This window comes from Streptomyces sp. NPDC040610, from assembly GCF_055594065.1.
On record NZ_JBVIXA010000009.1, the window covers coordinates 162,058 to 177,944 of the forward strand.

The 15,887-nt window shown below is 75.2% G+C and carries 15 protein-coding genes; 8 read left to right on the forward strand and 7 right to left on the reverse strand.

Going from position 1 to position 15,887, the window contains the following annotated elements; genetic code table 11:
* The first annotated feature begins 25 nt into the window (after positions 1–25).
* Positions 26–328, forward strand: coding sequence for a hypothetical protein (locus ACZ6AA_RS28520; RefSeq protein WP_229909445.1), 303 nt, complete (start codon positions 26–28; stop codon positions 326–328).
* Positions 329–399: 71 nt separating this feature from the next.
* Here the strand turns inward: ACZ6AA_RS28520 and ACZ6AA_RS28525 are convergent, their stop codons facing one another.
* Positions 400–1,323 (reverse strand): LLM class F420-dependent oxidoreductase, encoded by a 924-nt coding sequence (locus ACZ6AA_RS28525; protein ID WP_471460720.1) that lies wholly within the window; start codon positions 1,321–1,323, stop codon positions 400–402.
* Positions 1,324–1,587: 264 nt separating this feature from the next.
* On the opposite strand from ACZ6AA_RS28525, the gene ACZ6AA_RS28530 reads away from it, so the two are divergent.
* On the forward strand, positions 1,588–1,830 hold the full coding sequence (locus tag ACZ6AA_RS28530) for a hypothetical protein (RefSeq protein WP_468456080.1): 243 nt from the start codon (positions 1,588–1,590) through the stop codon (positions 1,828–1,830).
* 331 nt (positions 1,831–2,161) lie between these two features.
* On the opposite strand, the gene ACZ6AA_RS28535 is transcribed toward ACZ6AA_RS28530, so the two are convergent.
* The 4 genes from ACZ6AA_RS28535 to ACZ6AA_RS28550 all read right to left on the reverse strand — a co-directional run bounded on the left by ACZ6AA_RS28535 (position 2,162) and on the right by ACZ6AA_RS28550 (position 5,184).
* Complete coding sequence (locus ACZ6AA_RS28535) at positions 2,162–2,683, reverse strand: DUF6099 family protein (RefSeq protein WP_468456082.1); 522 nt, start codon at positions 2,681–2,683, stop codon at positions 2,162–2,164.
* Between the two features lie 257 nt (positions 2,684–2,940).
* Positions 2,941–3,264 (reverse strand): nucleotide pyrophosphohydrolase, encoded by a 324-nt coding sequence (locus ACZ6AA_RS28540; protein WP_468456084.1) that lies wholly within the window; start codon positions 3,262–3,264, stop codon positions 2,941–2,943.
* A gap of 12 nt (positions 3,265–3,276) precedes the next feature.
* Positions 3,277–4,584: an AAA family ATPase gene (locus ACZ6AA_RS28545; protein WP_471460721.1), complete on the reverse strand. Its 1,308-nt coding sequence runs from the start codon at positions 4,582–4,584 to the stop codon at positions 3,277–3,279.
* A 216-nt stretch (positions 4,585–4,800) separates the two neighbouring features.
* Complete coding sequence (locus ACZ6AA_RS28550) at positions 4,801–5,184, reverse strand: cell division protein SepF (RefSeq protein ID WP_468456088.1); 384 nt, start codon at positions 5,182–5,184, stop codon at positions 4,801–4,803.
* Between the two features lie 196 nt (positions 5,185–5,380).
* Here ACZ6AA_RS28550 and ACZ6AA_RS28555 point away from each other — a divergent pair, with 196 nt between their 5' ends.
* The 6 genes from ACZ6AA_RS28555 (at position 5,381) to ACZ6AA_RS28580 (ending at position 11,564) form a co-directional block, all read left to right on the forward strand.
* Positions 5,381–5,665 (forward strand): hypothetical protein, encoded by a 285-nt coding sequence (locus tag ACZ6AA_RS28555; protein WP_469007718.1) that lies wholly within the window; start codon positions 5,381–5,383, stop codon positions 5,663–5,665.
* 80 nt (positions 5,666–5,745) lie between these two features.
* The gene (locus ACZ6AA_RS28560) at positions 5,746–8,097 is read left to right on the forward strand and encodes a heavy metal translocating P-type ATPase (protein ID WP_471460794.1); all 2,352 of its coding nucleotides are present in this window, start codon (positions 5,746–5,748) and stop codon (positions 8,095–8,097) included.
* Positions 8,094–8,663 (forward strand): copper chaperone PCu(A)C, encoded by a 570-nt coding sequence (locus tag ACZ6AA_RS28565; RefSeq protein WP_471460722.1) that lies wholly within the window; start codon positions 8,094–8,096, stop codon positions 8,661–8,663. Before ACZ6AA_RS28560 ends, ACZ6AA_RS28565 begins: the two co-directional genes overlap by 4 nt.
* A 147-nt stretch (positions 8,664–8,810) precedes the next feature.
* Complete coding sequence (locus tag ACZ6AA_RS28570) at positions 8,811–9,449, forward strand: metal ABC transporter ATP-binding protein (RefSeq protein ID WP_468456094.1); 639 nt, start codon at positions 8,811–8,813, stop codon at positions 9,447–9,449.
* A gap of 463 nt (positions 9,450–9,912) precedes the next feature.
* Complete coding sequence (locus ACZ6AA_RS28575) at positions 9,913–10,797, forward strand: metal ABC transporter permease (RefSeq protein WP_468481234.1); 885 nt, start codon at positions 9,913–9,915, stop codon at positions 10,795–10,797.
* A complete protein-coding gene (locus ACZ6AA_RS28580) occupies positions 10,740–11,564 on the forward strand; it encodes a metal ABC transporter solute-binding protein, Zn/Mn family (protein ID WP_468481149.1) in 825 nt (274 codons plus the stop codon). Before ACZ6AA_RS28575 ends, ACZ6AA_RS28580 begins: the two co-directional genes overlap by 58 nt.
* 217 nt (positions 11,565–11,781) lie before the next feature.
* Here the strand turns inward: ACZ6AA_RS28580 and ACZ6AA_RS28585 are convergent, their stop codons facing one another.
* Both ACZ6AA_RS28585 and ACZ6AA_RS28590 read right to left on the reverse strand, forming a co-directional pair.
* Complete coding sequence (locus ACZ6AA_RS28585) at positions 11,782–13,602, reverse strand: class I adenylate-forming enzyme family protein (protein WP_471460723.1); 1,821 nt, start codon at positions 13,600–13,602, stop codon at positions 11,782–11,784.
* An 82-nt stretch (positions 13,603–13,684) separates the two neighbouring features.
* The gene (locus ACZ6AA_RS28590; RefSeq protein WP_471460724.1) at positions 13,685–15,676 is read right to left on the reverse strand and encodes a CoA transferase; all 1,992 of its coding nucleotides are present in this window, start codon (positions 15,674–15,676) and stop codon (positions 13,685–13,687) included.
* Positions 15,677–15,887 lie beyond the last annotated feature (211 nt).

Sequence of the window (15,887 nt, forward strand, 5' to 3'; positions counted from 1 at the left end):
CAGGGCATCCCTGGGGGAGACTTCCTTGAAGCTCACTGTGTCGCGCCGTGCCGTGACCACGTCCATCGCGGCCGCTTTCCTCGTCGGCGGCCTCGCCACCGCCGCACCCGCCTCCGCCGCCGGCAGCTACAGCTGCGGCAACTGGAAGATGAAGGTCAACACCTGGTCCGCCTCCTGCAAGGTGAAGAGCGGCCAGGCCCGCGCCGTCACCGACTGCAGCAACGGCAAGACCATCTACGGCAAGTGGGTGGGCCGCGGCCAGTGGCGGTTCGGCGGCGACTGCGGCAAGTACTTCATCGTCGCCCACACCACCCAGGGCCGCGGCTAGCAGCACCGAGCAGTGCTCGGCGGCAGCTGACACGAGGGCCCGCCGACCCGTCGGCGGGCCCTCGTCGCCTGCTACGACAGTTGCGACTGCACCTGTGCCGAGATCAGCTCCAGGTGGTCCAGGTCGGACAGGTCAAGGCACTGGAGGTAGACACGGCTCGCGCCGATCTCCGCGTACCGGCCGATCTTGTCGACGACCTCGGCGGGGGACCCGGCGAGCCCGTTGGCCTTCAACTCCTCCACCTCACGCCCGATGACGGCCGCGCGCCGGGCCACCTCGGCGTCGTCCTTGCCCACGCACGCCACCAGGGCGTTCGAGTACACCAGGTCGTCGGCCTTGCGCCCGGCCTCCTCGGCGGCGGCCCGCACCCGGCCGAACTGCCGCTCGCTGTCCTCCACCGAGGCGAACGGGATGTTGAACTCGTCCGCGTACCGCGCGGCCAGGCGCGGCGTGCGCTTCGCGCCGTGACCGCCGATCAGGACGGGCACCTTGGCCTGCGCGGGCTTGGGCAGCGCGGGCGATTCGGTGAGCTGGTAGTGCGTGCCGTCGTACGAGAACTTGTCGCCCGGCGGGGTCTCCCACAGCCCGGTGACGATCGCGAGCTGCTCCTCCAGGCGCGCGAACTTCTCCTTCGGGAAGGGGATGCCGTACGCCTTGTGCTCCTCCTCGAACCAGCCCGCGCCAAGACCCAGCTCGACCCGCCCGCCCGACATCTGGTCGACCTGCGCCACCTGGATCGCCAGCACACCCGGCAGCCGGAACGTGCCCGCCGTCATCAGCGTGCCGAGCCGGATCCGCCGGGTCTCACGGGCGAGCCCCGCCAGCGTGATCCACGCGTCCGTGGGTCCGGGCATGCCGTCGACCGCGCCCATGCGCAGATAGTGGTCGGAGCGGAAGAACGCGTCGAAGCCCAGGTCCTCGGTCGCCTTGGCGACGGCGAGCAGCGTGTCGTAGGTGGCCCCCTGCTGGGGCTCGGTGAAGATGCGAAGATCCATACCTCCATCCTGCACGGTCGAACGCCCGTCAACCTCCCCTGTCCCACCGGTCCACCGCCGCCCCGGTCGGGTGAAATCCGTCAACCCGGCGACCGGGGCGGGTCCGCCGCAGTGACCGCGCCGCACGGGTGATCGTTGGCTCGGCGGAGCCGGACCGCCCGGCACCCGCGCCGGCGGTCGCTGCCGACGCGTCCCCCGCACCAACTGCCTTGCCCGGCCGGGGCGCGCCCCGGCACCGGCGGGGCGCGGGCCGAGGAGGCCGTCATGTCCCAGGAAGCCGTGCCCGAGCAGGCGCACGACCCGTTCGCGCCGGAGCAGCCCCGCGACGAGGTGGTGCCGGAGCAGGCTCGCGCGCAGGCACCGGCCGGGCAGCAGGGTGCGCCCAAGGGCCTGCTGCAGCAGATGGAGGAGCTCATGGCCGCGCTCAACGCGGATCTGACCCAACTGGATGCCGACCTCCAGCAGTCCACGCGGCCCCCTGCCGGGGAGGAGCAGGGCCGCGTCTGACGGGCGCCGTCGCCGCACCGGACGCCCCCGGCCGCCGCATCCCGCCCGGCGGCCCGGGCCCGCCCGCGGCCCGGGGCGTCGCCGCGAGCCGTCCGTCGGCCGGGGGGACCGCTCGCCCCCTGGCACCGCCCGGCCCGTGGCACCGCCGATCGCGCTGGCGCGCTCGTCCTCAATCGCCGGACGGGCTCTTATTTGCCGACCTGGGCCGTGCCTCGCCCCGGACCGACTTGCCGACCTGGGCCGTGCCTCGCCCCGGACCGACTTGCCGACCCCGGCCGTGCCTCGCCCCAGGCCAAGCCGCCTCCCGTCCTCACGTCACGCACCCCCGCCCTCAACACGAGGGCGACTTGCCCTCCGGGACCCGGTTGTCTCTCCGCTGGTCCAAGGCGCCCCCGCCAGACACCGCGTTGCGCTCGCGGGCCGCGAGTCTGCGGAGCATTTCGAGGACCCGGTCGCGGGACTCGTCGGCGGCGTCGATGGCTTCCATGCACTGCCAGTAGACCCCCTCGTCCTCGGCGCCCATGGCCACCGTGACCAGGGCGATGCCCACTTCGCCCAGGAGGGCGCCGAGGCCGAGGAGGGTGTCGTGGGCGTCTCCTATCTCCGTCAGTCCCGCCGCGCGTATCTCCTGTGTCCCGGACTGGCGGGGGTCGAGGACCGCGCAGCCTCTGCCGCTGAGTTCGCTCAGGCCCAGCGCCTCGCCCCGTAACTCCGGCGGGCCCGCGACCGCCAGGCGGCTGCCGATCGCCTGGGCCAGGGCCTGGGACTGCCACACCTCCGCCACGATGGCTGCGGACTCCTGACTCCGCGCCAGAGCGCACCTGCTCGCCTCGATGAGCCGCATCGCATCCATGCGCCGTCCCCATTCATCGCGCGCCCACTCACAGCACGTACATCCGAACTCCCTTACCCACTACCCACAGTGAGCGCCTTCAGGACGAAAAGCCAGAGGAAGCCTGAAATCTGTGGACAAAAAATCGACTGTGGACAATGCATCCACTCCGGAGAGTGACGATGAGGTGTCTTTGGGGGGCTTTCGGCATGTCCAAGGGGCGGTGACGGCCGGGGATCAAGGGGCGGATGGGCCAAGACCCCCGGCGCACGCGGGCGCTACGGCGCCGGGAAGCGGTGCTCGTTCCGCTCGATCTTCGCCGCGAGCGCCCGCAGCGGGTCGATGCCGAGCACTTCGCAGAACTGGAGGAGATAAGCGAGGACGTCGGCGACCTCGTCCGTGACGCGGTGCGCCGATTCCGGGTCGGCCATCACCCGTGCCGACTCCTCCGGCGTCAGCCACTGGAAGATCTCCACGAGTTCGGAGGCCTCCACGCTGAGCGCGGCGGCCAGGTTCTTGGGCGTGTGGTAGGGCTCCCAGTGCCGCGCGGCCGCGAACTCGGCCAGTCTGCGCTGCAGTCCCGCTACGTCTTGGTCTGTCACGGCTCAAGTCAACTACATCCCGGGCGTCCGCGATCTCGGCACCCGCGCGCGGCGGGCTGCCGGTGCGCTTCCCGCTCCGGCAGCCCCGGCCCCGCCGCCGGTCCCGGCCCGGGCGCCGCCCCCGGCCCGCGCACCGCGCCCGTCCCCGTCCCCGGCCCGCCCCAGGTCCACCACCGTCACCCCGTCCGCCGTCGCGGCCCAGGTCGCGTCGGCCACGGCGCCGATCAGGCGCAGGTGCCCACGGCCGCACATGCGGGCCGCGAGGTCCGCGAGGGCCCGCTTCTGACGCTGGTCCAGGCAGCGGTCGAAGCCGTCCGCGAGGACGGTGAGGCTCTGGTAGGCCTCCGGGACCTCCGCCACCGGGTCGACCTCCAGGACGCGCGGGCCGGTGAGCAGCACCAGGGCGAGGGCGAGATAGCGCAGTTCGCCGTCGCCGAGCCGTCCCACGCAGGTGCGGACGCCGTCGCCGCGGTCGAGCAGGGCCCGCAGCGCGCCGTCGCGGGTCTCCTCGGCGAGGACGTCTGCGACCGGCCCCGCGCAGCCGGAGCGCAGCGCCGCCACGAGCTGGGCGTGCCGGTTGCCGCACTCGGAGCGGGTGCGCCACAGGACCTCGGCGAGGTTGTCGCAGCCGCCGAGCAGCCGGCCCGCGCCGACGAGTCCGGGCGGCACGGGCTCCCGCATCCGGCCGGGCCGCGGATCGCAGGTGAACACCGAGCGCAGCGCCACGACGACCTGTTCGGCCGCGGCGAGCACCAGGCGCTGGCCGTCGGTCTTGCCCGCGACGCGCAGCGGCAGCAGGGCCGTGCCGAGCCGGTCGTCGGGCAGCGGCGCGCGGGTCACGGGCGCGGCGCCCGCGGTGTGCCAGGCGGCCTGGACGGCGCGGCGGCCGGGGTCGCGCAGCGCGGTCTCCAGGAGCGTGAGCCCGTCGCGCGTCAACCGCTCGCCCGCGATGCGCAGTTCCGGCTCGGCCTGGACGGCGACGTCGAGCCGGACGGGTCCGGCGGGGCCGTCGACCGTACAGCCGATGCGGAAGCCACGACGGGCCTGGCCGTCGGCCCGCGCGCGCTCGGGCACACAACGGGTGGGCTCGGGGAAGACGTCGATCAGCTCGACTCCGGCGCCGAGCAGCGCGAGCGCCTCGTACGCCCGCAGCGCGCTCGTCTTGCCGCTGCCGCTCGGGCCCGCGAAGAGCGTGAGCGGGCCGAGCGGGAACGCGGCGCCGCGGTGGCCCGCGAAGGCGGAGAGCCGCAGTTCGGTGACGCGTGGCTTGGCCCGGGCCGACGGATCCTGCGCGAGCGCCCGGCGGGAGTGCACAGTCATGAACGGAAGCTACGGGCCGGTGGACAAGCCGAACCGTTTTGCCCAGGCGACCTTCGCACGATCGAGGGATCGGCGGCCGAAGCCCCACGGGGGACGGCGAGTTGGGCTAGATCACCATCAGGGCTGGATCAGCGTCGGGACCGGACCCGCATAGGGACCGGATCCGCACCAGGACCGGGATCACCACCGGGCCCCGGCCCTCGCGCCCCCTCCCGGCTATATTCCGGTCGCCGCCTCCACCAGGCCCTGCACCTCCGTGTCCGCCGGGGACAGCAGGAAGACGTTCTTCTCCACGCGGTGCATCCCGCAGCCGAGGCCGAAGACCACGCCGCTGCTGAAGTCGAGGACCCGCTTGGCGACTTCGGTCTCGGCGCCGGACAGGTCGAGCAGGACCGGCGTCTGCGACATCAGGTTCTCGGCCACCTCGCGGGCGTCCGCGAAGATGTTCACACGTGTCACGACGAAGCGTCGGCGCGCCTCCGTCTCCGCGTCGGGCAGCGCCCGGTGCCCCGGCCACGACGGCCATTCGTTGCGGCCGCGCAGCGGTACGACCTGGGCGAGCCCTTCCCACTGTTCGTCGGTGGCTTCGTGGCTGGTCACAGAGCAACCCCGTCCTGGCTCGTCCTCAACGTCTGCACCAGGCAATTCTTGCGCAAGTCACCCGTTCGGCCCAACTGCGACACGTCCGCATGGCACGTCTCACACCTTCCGGGAACCCACCGGCGGCCGCGCGCGACCACCTGTCCGGTGCCGGGCGTCCGTTGCCCGCGCCGCCGGATCAGCCACGGGAGCGTCGATGGCAGACGAGCGTTCGTCCCTTTCGGGTACGTCGCCGAGTTCGCGTACGTCAAGCAGTGCACGTACGCCGGGAGCGTCCGGGGTGTGGCGGCCGCCACCCGCGCTGCTGGGGTTCCTCGTGCTGCTCGTCGTCGTGTTCGCCGTCGCGTATCAAGTCGGCTCGTCCGTGGGGCCGGTGGCGCCGGGGATGCGGTCCTCGACGCCGGGCGGCGGTGCGGGCGACGACAAGGACGGCGGCTCGGGCGGGGGCCACGGCGGGGGGCACGGGGGGCACGGCCAGTGACTCCCGAGCCCACGGCTGCCGCCCCCGAAGCCCCCGGGACCTCCGAGGCCACCGTCACCACCGACCTGATCGTCGGCGGGATGACCTGTGCCGCCTGCGTGAACCGCGTCGAGAAGAAGCTCGGCAAGCTGGCGGGCGTCAGCGCGACCGTCAACCTCGCCACCGGCCGGGCCCGGGTGCGCCACCCCGTCGGCACGGGCACGGACGAGCTCGTCGCCGTCGTCGTACGCGCCGGATACACCGCCGAGCCGCCCCCGCCGCCCGCACCGCCCACGCCGTCGGAGGCGGAGCCCGCGGCGGCGGGCGACGACGAGGCGCGGGCCGAGCGGCAGCGGCTGCTGGTCACCGCGCTGCTCTCGCTGCCCGTGCTCGTCCTTTCGATGGTGCCCGCCTGGCAGTTCCGCAACTGGCAGTGGCTGTGCTTCATGCTGACGGCGCCGGTCGCGGTGTGGGGCGCGTGGCCCTTCCACCTGCGGGCGGTACGCGGCCTGCGGCACGCCGCCGCGACCATGGACACGCTGGTGTCGCTCGGTGTCGCCGCCTCCTTCTCCTGGTCGGCGTACGCGCTGTTCCTCGGTGGGGCGGGCGAGCCGGGGATGCGGATGCCGTTCGAGGTCCTGCCGTCGGCGGGCGGGGGCGCGCACGTGTATCTGGAGGCGGCGGTCGGCGTGCCGCTCTCGGTGCTCGCGGGGCGCTTCCTGGAGGCGCGGGCGCGGCACGGCACCGGGGCGGCGCTGCGGTCGCTGGCCTCGCTCGCCGTCAAGGACGTCGCGGTACGGGACGCGGGCGGCGGCGAACGGCGGGTGCCCGCGGGTGAGTTGCGGGTGGGGCAGGAGTTCGTGGTCCGGCCCGGGGAACGGGTGGCCACCGACGGTGTGGTGGTGTCCGGGCACTCCGCGCTCGACCTGTCGCTGGTGACCGGCGAGAGCGAGCCGGTGGAGGTCGGCCCCGGACAGGACGTCGTCGGGGCCGCCGTCAACGAGAGCGGGCTGCTCGTGGTGCGGGCCATGGCCGTGGGCGCCGACACCCAACTCGCCCGCATCACACGGATGGTGACGGAGGCGCAGGCCGGGAAGGCCCGCGCCCAGCGCCTCGCGGACGCCGCGGCGGGCGTGTTCGTCCCCGTCGTCCTGACGCTCGCCGTCACCGTCCTCGGGTTCTGGCTCGGCGCCGGGGCCGACCCGCAGGCCGCCGTCACCGCGTCCGTGGCCGTCCTCGTCGTCGCCTGCCCGTGCGCCCTCGGCCTCGCCACGCCCACCGCGCTGCTCGCCGCCACCGGGCGCGGCGCCCAACTCGGCGTCCTCGTCGGCGGACCGCGCGCCCTGGAGACGCTGCGCCACGTCGACACGGTCGTCCTCGACAAGACCGGCACGCTGACGACGGGCCACATGACCGTCACCCAGGTCACCGCCGCGCCGGACGGCCTCGGCCGGGACGCGGTGCTGCGGCTCGCCGGGGCGGTGGAGCGGGGCTCGGAGCATCCGCTCGGGCGCGCGATCACTTCGTACACCCGACAAGAGCTGGCCGAGCGGGAGCTGCCCGAGGTCACGGAGTTCCGGGCGCGGCCCGGGTGGGGTGTGCGCGGGGTCGTGGAGGGGCGAGTTGTGGAGGTGTGCTCGCCGGGAGCGGGTGTGGGGGCGGAGGTGGGGTCGGAAGGGGCGTCCAGGGACGGCGTCCACGCCCTGCCCGACGTCCTCGCCCGTGCTCTCGCCGACGCCGAGGCCGCCGCGCGGACCGTGGTCCTGGTACGGGTGGACGGTGTCGTCGAGGCCGTCGTGGCCGTGGGGGACGTGCTTCGGGCCGGGAGCTACCGCGCGGTGGACCGGCTGCGGCGGCTCGGCGTGGAGCCGGTCCTCGCCACCGGGGACCGGGCGGCGACCGCGCACGCCGTGGCCGCCGAGCTGGGGATCGACGAAGTGCACGCGCGCTGCACGCCTGAGGACAAGGCGGAGCTGGTCGGGCGGCTGCGGGCGGCGGGGCGCCGGGTCGCGGTGCTCGGCGACGGCGTGAACGACGCGGCCGCGCTCGCCCGCGCCGACCTCGGCATCGCCATGGGGTGTGGCAGCGACGCCGCGATCGGCGCGGCCGACGTGACGCTGGCCGCCGGTGACATCGGTGCGGCGGCCGTCGCGGTGCGCCTCGCCCGCCGCACCCTCGCCACCATCCGCGCCAACCTGGTCTGGGCGTTCGGCTACAACGCCCTCGCCGTGCCCCTCGCCGCCGTCGGCCGCCTCGGTCCGATGACCGCCGCCCTCGCGATGTCGGCCAGCTCGCTGCTCGTGGTCGCGAACAGTCTGCGGCTGCGTACGTGGGAGCCGGTGCCGCGGAGTGCGGGGCGGGAGTCCGTGGGGCGAGCGGGCGCGGGGCGGGAGCGGGAGCGGCCACAGCAGGCGCGGCGGCAGCGGGTCGCACGGGGAAGGAGCCTTCGGTGAAGGGTCGTACGCATGCCCGGCGGTGGGCCACCGGCGCGCCCGGCGCCACCGATGCCGCCGACAACCCCGGTGCTTCCGGCGAGGCGTACGCGCGTCTGCGGTCCGCCCTTCCCGGTGTCCTCGCTCCCGTCCTCGCCTGCGCGCTCGCGCTGTGCGGGCTCTCCGCGTGGGTCGCCGTCGGGGCCGCGGGCAGTCCCGCGCGCGTGACCGTCGACGACGGGCGGGTGTTCCTGCCGTACGGCGGCAAGGAGGAGACCGCCGCGTTCTTCCGGATCACCAACACCGGGGAGTCCGGGGACGTGTTGTTGTCCGTCCGGTCGCCCGCGGCCGACGACGTCATGCTCAGCCGGACCGTGGAGCTGCCCGGGAACGTGGAGTCGATGCGGATGGTGGACTCGGCGGCCGTGCCCGGGCGGTCCGTGGTGCGGATGACGCCCGAGGGCCTGGACGTGATGCTGCGGCCCGCCAAGGCGCTGCGGCTCGGTGACCGGGTGCCCTTCGTGCTGCGCTTCCGGCACAGCGGGGAGGTGGCGGTGCGGGCCGTGGTGGTCAGGCCCGGCAGCTGAGCCGCCGATCCGTCGGGCGCGTACGGGAACTTCCCGGCGCGCCCGTCCGACTACTGCCCCGGGACGGCGGCCCGGACGGGCCGAGACCGGCCGAGGCGGGACGGAACAGGCCCTGGAACAGGGGCGGGAGAGGGGCGCGGGCGACCGATGGGTGGTCTGGACATACGTATGCGGGGTGTGACCTGCGGGCATGGGCGCGTGGTCGCCGTCGACGACGTGCATCTGGAGGTCGCCGCCGGGGAGCGGGTGGCGCTCACCGGGACGAACGGCTCCGGCAAGTCCACACTGCTGCGGGCCGTCCTCGGGCTGCACCGGCCTGCTGCGGGCAGCATCCTCGTCGGTGGTCGCGGGGTCGCGTCCGCGGCGGATCGGGGGTGGCGGCGGCGGGCCTGTGCGTGGGTGCCGCAGAAGCCTGCGGCCGGGCGGTTTCCGCTGCTCGCGGGGGAGTTGCTGGATTCCGGTGGGGCGCCCGGTGAGGCGGCCGACGCGGCTCGTGCGCTGGGTGTGGGGGCGTTGCGGGGGCAGCCTCTGGACACGTTGTCCGGGGGGCAGTTGCAGCGGATGTATCTGGCGCGGGCCATCGGGTGTGTGGCCGCCGGGGCCGGGGTGTTGTTGGCCGATGAGCCCACCGCCGCGCTGGACTTCGCGGGGCAGGAGGAGGCTGCCGAGGCGCTCGTGGCTCTGCCGGTCACGCTGGTCGTCGTCACGCACGACCGTGCGCTCGCCGAACGTTGCGATCGTGTGTTGGACATGGCGGCCGGGCGGCTGCGGGAGGTGGGGGTGTGAGGCCTTGCCGGGGGCTCCCCCATCCCGCCCCTTCCCGAACCCGGGGCTCCGCCCCGGACCCCGTATCGGCGCTCCGCACCTCGTCCTCAAACGCCGGACGGGCTGAAGTGGGACGGGGTGGGGTGGGGGTCCCGGGCGGGTGGGACAGGCTCCCGCTGATCGCCGCTCCGCGGCTCGTCCTCAAACGCCGGACCGGCTGGGGGGTGCGGCGGCCCGGCGGAGCGGGAATCCCGGGCAGGGTGGGGGTCCCGGGCGGGGTGGGAGTCTCCGGCGGGTGGGACAAGCCCCCGTCGATCGCCGCTCCGCGGCTCGTCCTCAAACGCCGGACCGGCTGGGGGGTGCGGCGGCCCGGCGGAGCGGGAATCCCGGGCGGGGTGCGCGTCGCCGGTGGGCGGGACGGATCTGGGTGGGACGGATCTGGGTGGGGCGGGCGGAGTCGGTTCGGGGTGGCGGGGGTGTGGCGATGATGGGGCTCGCCACTGCCGACCTTGGGCTGATGCTTGAGCTTGTGCCCGTGCAGCGGGCCGGGTTCGCGTTGCTCCTTGCCGCTGTGGGGCTGCCGATCGTCGGGGTTGTGATCGTTGGGCTCGACATCATGCCGGTGCGGTTCGCGATGATGCATGTCGCGCTGCTCGGTATCGCCGTGGGGCTGCTCACGGGGCTCGACCCGATGCTGTGTGCCCTGGTGGCGTGTGCGCTCGCGGGTGCGGGAGTCGCGCCGCTGGCCCGGACTCCGGCCGGTCTCTCCGGGGCGATGGGGCTCCTGATGAGCATGGCCATCGCGGCCGCGCTGCTCGTGCTCTCCGTCTCCGGGGTCAACGCCTCCGGCGCGTTCGCGCTGCTGTGGGGGTCGATCCTGTCCGTCGGCAGCGCGGACATCGTCGTGGTCGGGGTGCTCGCCGTCGTCGTACCGGCGTTGTTCTGGTGGCGGCGCCGCGACCTGGCGCTGCTTCTGTACGACCGCGAGCTCGCCCAGTGCTCCGGCGTACGCGTCGGCCCCCTCACCGTCGTCCTCCTCGTCCTCGTCGCCGTCGCCGTGGCGGGCGCGATCAAGCTGACCGGGGCGCTCCTCGTGGACGCCCTCACCCTGCTGCCCGCCCTCGCCGCACGCCGTCTCGGCAAGCGGCTCACCACCATCGCGCTGTGGGCCGTGGCCATCGGCCTCGCCGTCAATGTCACGGGCTTCCTCATCGCCCTCTGGCTGGACTGGCCGCCAGGGCCCGTCCTCGTCCTGACCGCGGGGGCCGTCGTCCTCGCCGTCCACCTCATTCCCGAACGGAGCATCACCTCATGGCGCGCACCGGCGTCCGCATCCCCCACTCCCGCAAGCCCGCCCTCCTCGCACTGAGCACCGTCCTCGCCCTGACGGCCGCGGGCTGCGGCGACGACTCGTCCGACGGCGGCTCGGACAGCAAGAAGGACGGGCCCGTCGTGGTCGCCACCACCACCTGGGAGGGCGCCTTCGCCAAGGCCGCCGGCGCCAAGAACGTCACCGTCCTCGTCCCGCCGTCCACCCAGCACGCCCCGGACTACGACCCGAAGCCGTCGGACCTCGCCGCCGTCGCGAAGGCCGACTTCGTGCTGTACGCGCCCTTCGAGCCGTACGCCGGGAAGATCAAAGACGCGGCGGGCTCCGATGCCGAGTTGGTGAAGGTCGACCTCGACAACGACGCCACCAAGGTGCGCGGCGAGGTGACCCGCCTCGGCGGGCTCTTCGGCACCAAGGCCGCCGCGGCCGACTGGAACAAGACCTTCGACCGCGAGTACGCCGCGCTCGCCAAGGACCTCAAGGCCTCCTGGCCCGGCGGCAACAGCCCGGCCGTCGTCAGCCAGGTGTTCACCACCTGGTCGGCCCGCATGGCGGGCGCGCGGACCGTCGGCACGTACGGGCCCGAGGCCGTGACCGCCGGACAGCTCGCCCGGCTCTCCGCGAAGAAGCCCGCGTTCGTCCTCGACAACGCGCACATGTCCACCGGGAAGGTCCTCCCCGACTCCGGCGCCGCACAGGTGAAGATCGTCAACTACCCGGGCAAGGACCTTGACCTGCTGCCCGTATACCGGGACGCGGCCGCGGAGTTGAAGAAGGCGATGAAGGCGGCTGGGGCCAAGAGCTGACGGGGCTCGGCCTCGTGGTGGGGAGTCGGGCGCGTCGGACTCACTGAGGCGGGGGGGGGGGGGGGGGGGGGGGGGGGGGGGGGGGGGGGGGGGGGGGGGGAGGGAGGAGGGGGGGGGGGGGGGGGGGGGGAGGGGGGGGGGGGGTGTTTTTCCCCCCCCCCCCCCCCCCCCCCCCCCCCCCCCCCCCGCCCCTTTCAGCAACCGGCCGCCTCCGGCCTCACGCGCCCGCGGCCCGCTCCCGCAGCGCCGCGCGGTCCGGCTTGCCCGCCGGGGTCAGCGGCAGCTCCTCCACGAGCAGCAGTCGTTCGGGGTGCTTGGCGCGGTCGAGGCCGCGCGCGGTGAGGTGGTGGCCGAGGTCGTCGAGGGTCGGCGCGGGCCCGGTCGCGCGGGACGCCGGGACCACGCAGGCCGCGAGCCGCTCTCCCATCACCGGGTCGGGGACGCCGACGCACACCACGTCACGTACCAGCGGATGCGCGCTCAGCTCCCGTTCGACCTCCGCGGGGCTGATGTTGGCGCCGCCGCGGATCACCACGTCCTTGAGGCGGCCGACGACGTGCAGGACGCCGTCGGCGTCGAGGAGGCCGAGGTCTCCGGTGCGGACCCAGCCGTCGGGGGTGCGGTAGCGGGCGTCGAGTTCGGGGGCGCCGACGTAGCACAGGGGGGTCATCGGGCCGCGCGCGACGATCTCGCCGACGGCGCCGTCCGGCAGGGGTTCGTGGGTGGTGGGGTCGGCCACGCGGATGTCGGCGACGCGGGGGTCGGGGCGGCCCGCGACGATGCCGTGGCGGTCCCCGTGGCCGGTCCCGGGTACGTCCCCGTCTCCGGCCGGGCTCTGCCGCGGCCCCTCCCGATCGCCCAGTCCCGTATGGCAGTTGACGCCGTCCGCGGAGCCGTAGAGGTTCACGACGGGGCAGCCGAAGGCGTGGCGGGCCTCGGCGGCCGTCGTGGCGTCAAGGGAGGAGCCGCCGAGGACGAGGGCTGTGGGCGCGGGCAGTTTCCCGGCCCCTTCCTGGTCCTGTTCCCGCTCCTGCTCCAGGCGGTCGAGGATCATGCGGGCCATCGTCGGGACGCCCAGGACGTGGGTGGGTTCGTGTTCGCGTACGGCGGCGATGGCGGCCTCGGGCGTGAAGTGGTCGAGCAGGACGAGGGTGCCGCCGTGCCGGGCGAGGGCGACGGCCGTGCCGTTGGAGCCGAACGCGGAGGCCAGCGGCACCAGGAAGAGACAGCGCGGCGGTTCCGCCGGGTCCGGCATCAGCGAGGCGAAGAAGTTGCCGCGGCCCCCGGCGAGGGCGTTGTGGGAGTACGCGACCATCTTCGGCTCGGCCTCGGAGCCGGAGGACACCAGGATGCGGGCGGGTCCGTCCGGGTCGGGGCGCGCGGCCACGAACGCGGCCGGGTCGGCGCGCAGCAACTGGGCGAAGGGGACGGCGCCTTCGGGGATGGGGCCGGGGCCTACGGCTATGACGTGGCGCAGGGAGGTGGGGGCGGCGTTGTCGGGGGCGGCAGTCTCGTCAGGGGCGGTGGGCAGGTCGGGGGTCCCCGGTCGGCCGGGGGCCTCGGGTCGCTCGGTGGCCCCGGGCCGGTCCTGGGTCCCGGGCGCCGAGGCGAGGAGGGCCGCCGCCGGGTGGGCGCCGCGGTGCTCCGCGGCGGCGATGACGGCCACCGCTTCGGCGCGCCGCAGCAGGCTCGTGGCCTCCGCCGCGCCGCGGCCCACGGGGAAGGGCAGGGCGACCGCGCCGATCGCCGCGAGGGCGAGGTCGGCGATGACCGCCGCGCGGGCGTTGGGGAGTTGTACGCCGACGACGTCTCCCGGTGCGACGCCGAGCTCTCTGAGCCCGACGGCCAGACATCGGACCTTGCGGTCCAGGGCGGTGTAACAGAGCTTGCCCTTGGCGTCGATGACGGCCGTGCGGTGCAGATCGCTGATCTGCCGGGCCCGGAACAGGCTGTACAGGTCGAGGTCGGGGCAGGTGCCGTCGACCGCCCAGGCGCGGCGGAGGGAGGCGGGCAGGAGGTCGTTCAGGGGGCGGGGCATGCGGGCTCCTGGAAGGCGAGGGGTGGAGGCTTTCGGGGTGTCGCGCGCGGGCCGGTGCGGCGGGCGCGGGGCACGGCGGGCGTCAGGAGAAGGCCCACGGGTCCGGGACGACGGGCGCCCCGTGCGCGTCACGCCCGATGGCGTCCGTGCGGCGCGCGCCGGTGTGCAGGGCCGCGAGGTCGGTGGTGACCGGGGTCGCGGTCAGACCGTGGGAGCGGAGCAGGTCCAGGGCCTCGGGCGTGGGCAGGGCGCTCAGGTCGTACGCCGACGCGGCCGCCGCGCAGGCGTCGGTCGGGGCGAGCCAGCCGTCGGCCGTGCGCAGGGGGCGCCGGAAACCGGCGGGCGGGCGGGGGTCGGCGCCCTGGGCCGCGCGGCGCAGGGCGGGAGCGGTGAGGGTGTCGGCGGCGCCGAGCAGGGAGGAGTCGACGCGTACGCCGCGGCCGCCGTTGCGTTCGCGCAGGAGCAGCCCGGCGAGGACGGCTTCCGCGCCGAGGAGGCCGCCGAGCACGTCGAGGAGGGTCATCAGGGAGGGCGCGGGCGGCTCGTCGGCCGGGCGCACCGCCGCACCGACGGCCGTGCGGGCCTGGACCATGAAGTCGGTGCCCATGGGGGCGTCGTCGAGCCGGTCGCCCCAGCCGCTCGTGTACGCGTACACGAGGCCCGGGTTGACGGCGGTGAGGTCGGCGGCGTCCAGGCCGAGCTGGGCGGCCTTGCCGGGGGCCCAGTTGTGCAGGAACACATCGGCGTCGGCGACGAGTCCGCGCAGGCGGCGGCGCCCGGAGGGGGACTTGATGTCGGCCTCGACGGCGCGCTTGCCGCGGTTGAGGGCGAGCCAGCGGGCGGAGACGCCGCCGCAGGCGGGCGGCATGCCGCGCAGGGGGTCGCCGCCCGGGGGCTCGATGCGGACGACGTCGGCGCCGAGGAGACGGAGCAGGTGGGCGGCCAGGGGAGCCTGGATGCGGCGGCCCGCCTCCAGGACGGTGATGCCCGCCAACGGACTCTCAGGGGTCGGGAGTTGGCGGCCCTGCCGCTCCGGCGCGGCGGCGGCCGGGCCGAGCCTCGCCAGGGACCAGGGCGCGGCACCGTCGTGCTCGGCCGCCCGCTCCGCGAGGGTGCGCAGGGCGCAGACCTCGGCGCCGGAGGTGGCCGCGGCCTGCCTGACGCGCGCCCACCCGTGGGAGCGGGCCGTGGCGTGCAGGGCCTCCGGGAAGGGCGCGCAGGCGGTGGCGTACCGGAACTGGAAGGGCCGCCAGCCGCCGCGTATCGCCTCGCCCGGCGCGTCCAGGGCCCGCCAGAACGCGGCCCAGGCGCCGGGGTCGAGGGTCTCCAGCTCGAAGTGGACGCCGTCGGCGGAGGTGAACGGGGGTCCGCCCGGGGCGATTCGGGCCGCCTCGTCCTCGTCGGCGCCGGTGGCGGCGAGGTACTGCGACACGGCGAGCAGCCCCGCCCGTGCCGCACTGGTCGTGACCCGCCCGGCCGCGCGGGCATCTGCGCCCCTGGCCTGGGCGAGGAGCTGGGCCAGCATTCCTTGGACGGCGAGGACGCCCGCGGCGGTGGCCGCGTAGTCGGCGCCGAGCCCGCGGGGGCCGCCGTCCCGGCGCCCGTGCACGGACATGATGCCGGTGGCGGCCTGGACGGTGGCCTCGTCGGGGGTGGGGGGCGGTACGGACCCCGCCGCGGCCTGCGTCGGCGTGCCCACCGCGTCGCGCGACGCGGTCGTCCGTTCCTCCGCCCAGTGCACCTCCGCCGTGACCGGGCCGAACCCGCCTCCGGTGAGGGCGACATGGGCGTGCGTGCGGGGCTCTGCGGTTGCGGTGACCCCGGCCCCGGCGGCCCCGGCGGGCGCTGCGGTCTCGGTGGCCTCCGCGGTCCCGGCCGTCCCGGTCGACGCTTCCGCCGTCCCGCCCGCCCCGCCCGTCCCGGTCGCTTCCGCCGCCTCGGCCGTCCCGGCGCCGAGCAGGCGCAGATGCTCGGTCACGACCCGCGTCAGCTCCGGCGGCCCTGTGATGTCGCAGCGCAGCGACTCCAGGGGCAGGGCGGCGGTCCGCACTGTGGTGAGGGGTGGTGACGTCATGTCAGTCGTGTCTCCTCTCCCGGTGCGGGGGCAGCCCCCGCCGGGGTCGTTCCGAACGCGGGAACCCGAGGCCGTCGGCACCCGACCAGTTCCTTGGAAGACAGTCGGGTGCCCGGGCCCGCGGGTTCCCGGTGAACCAAAGGAAGCGGTGGGAGCGGTGGGAGCAGAGGACGTGGTGGATGTGGTGGACCGGCAGGGCGAGGGGTGCGGG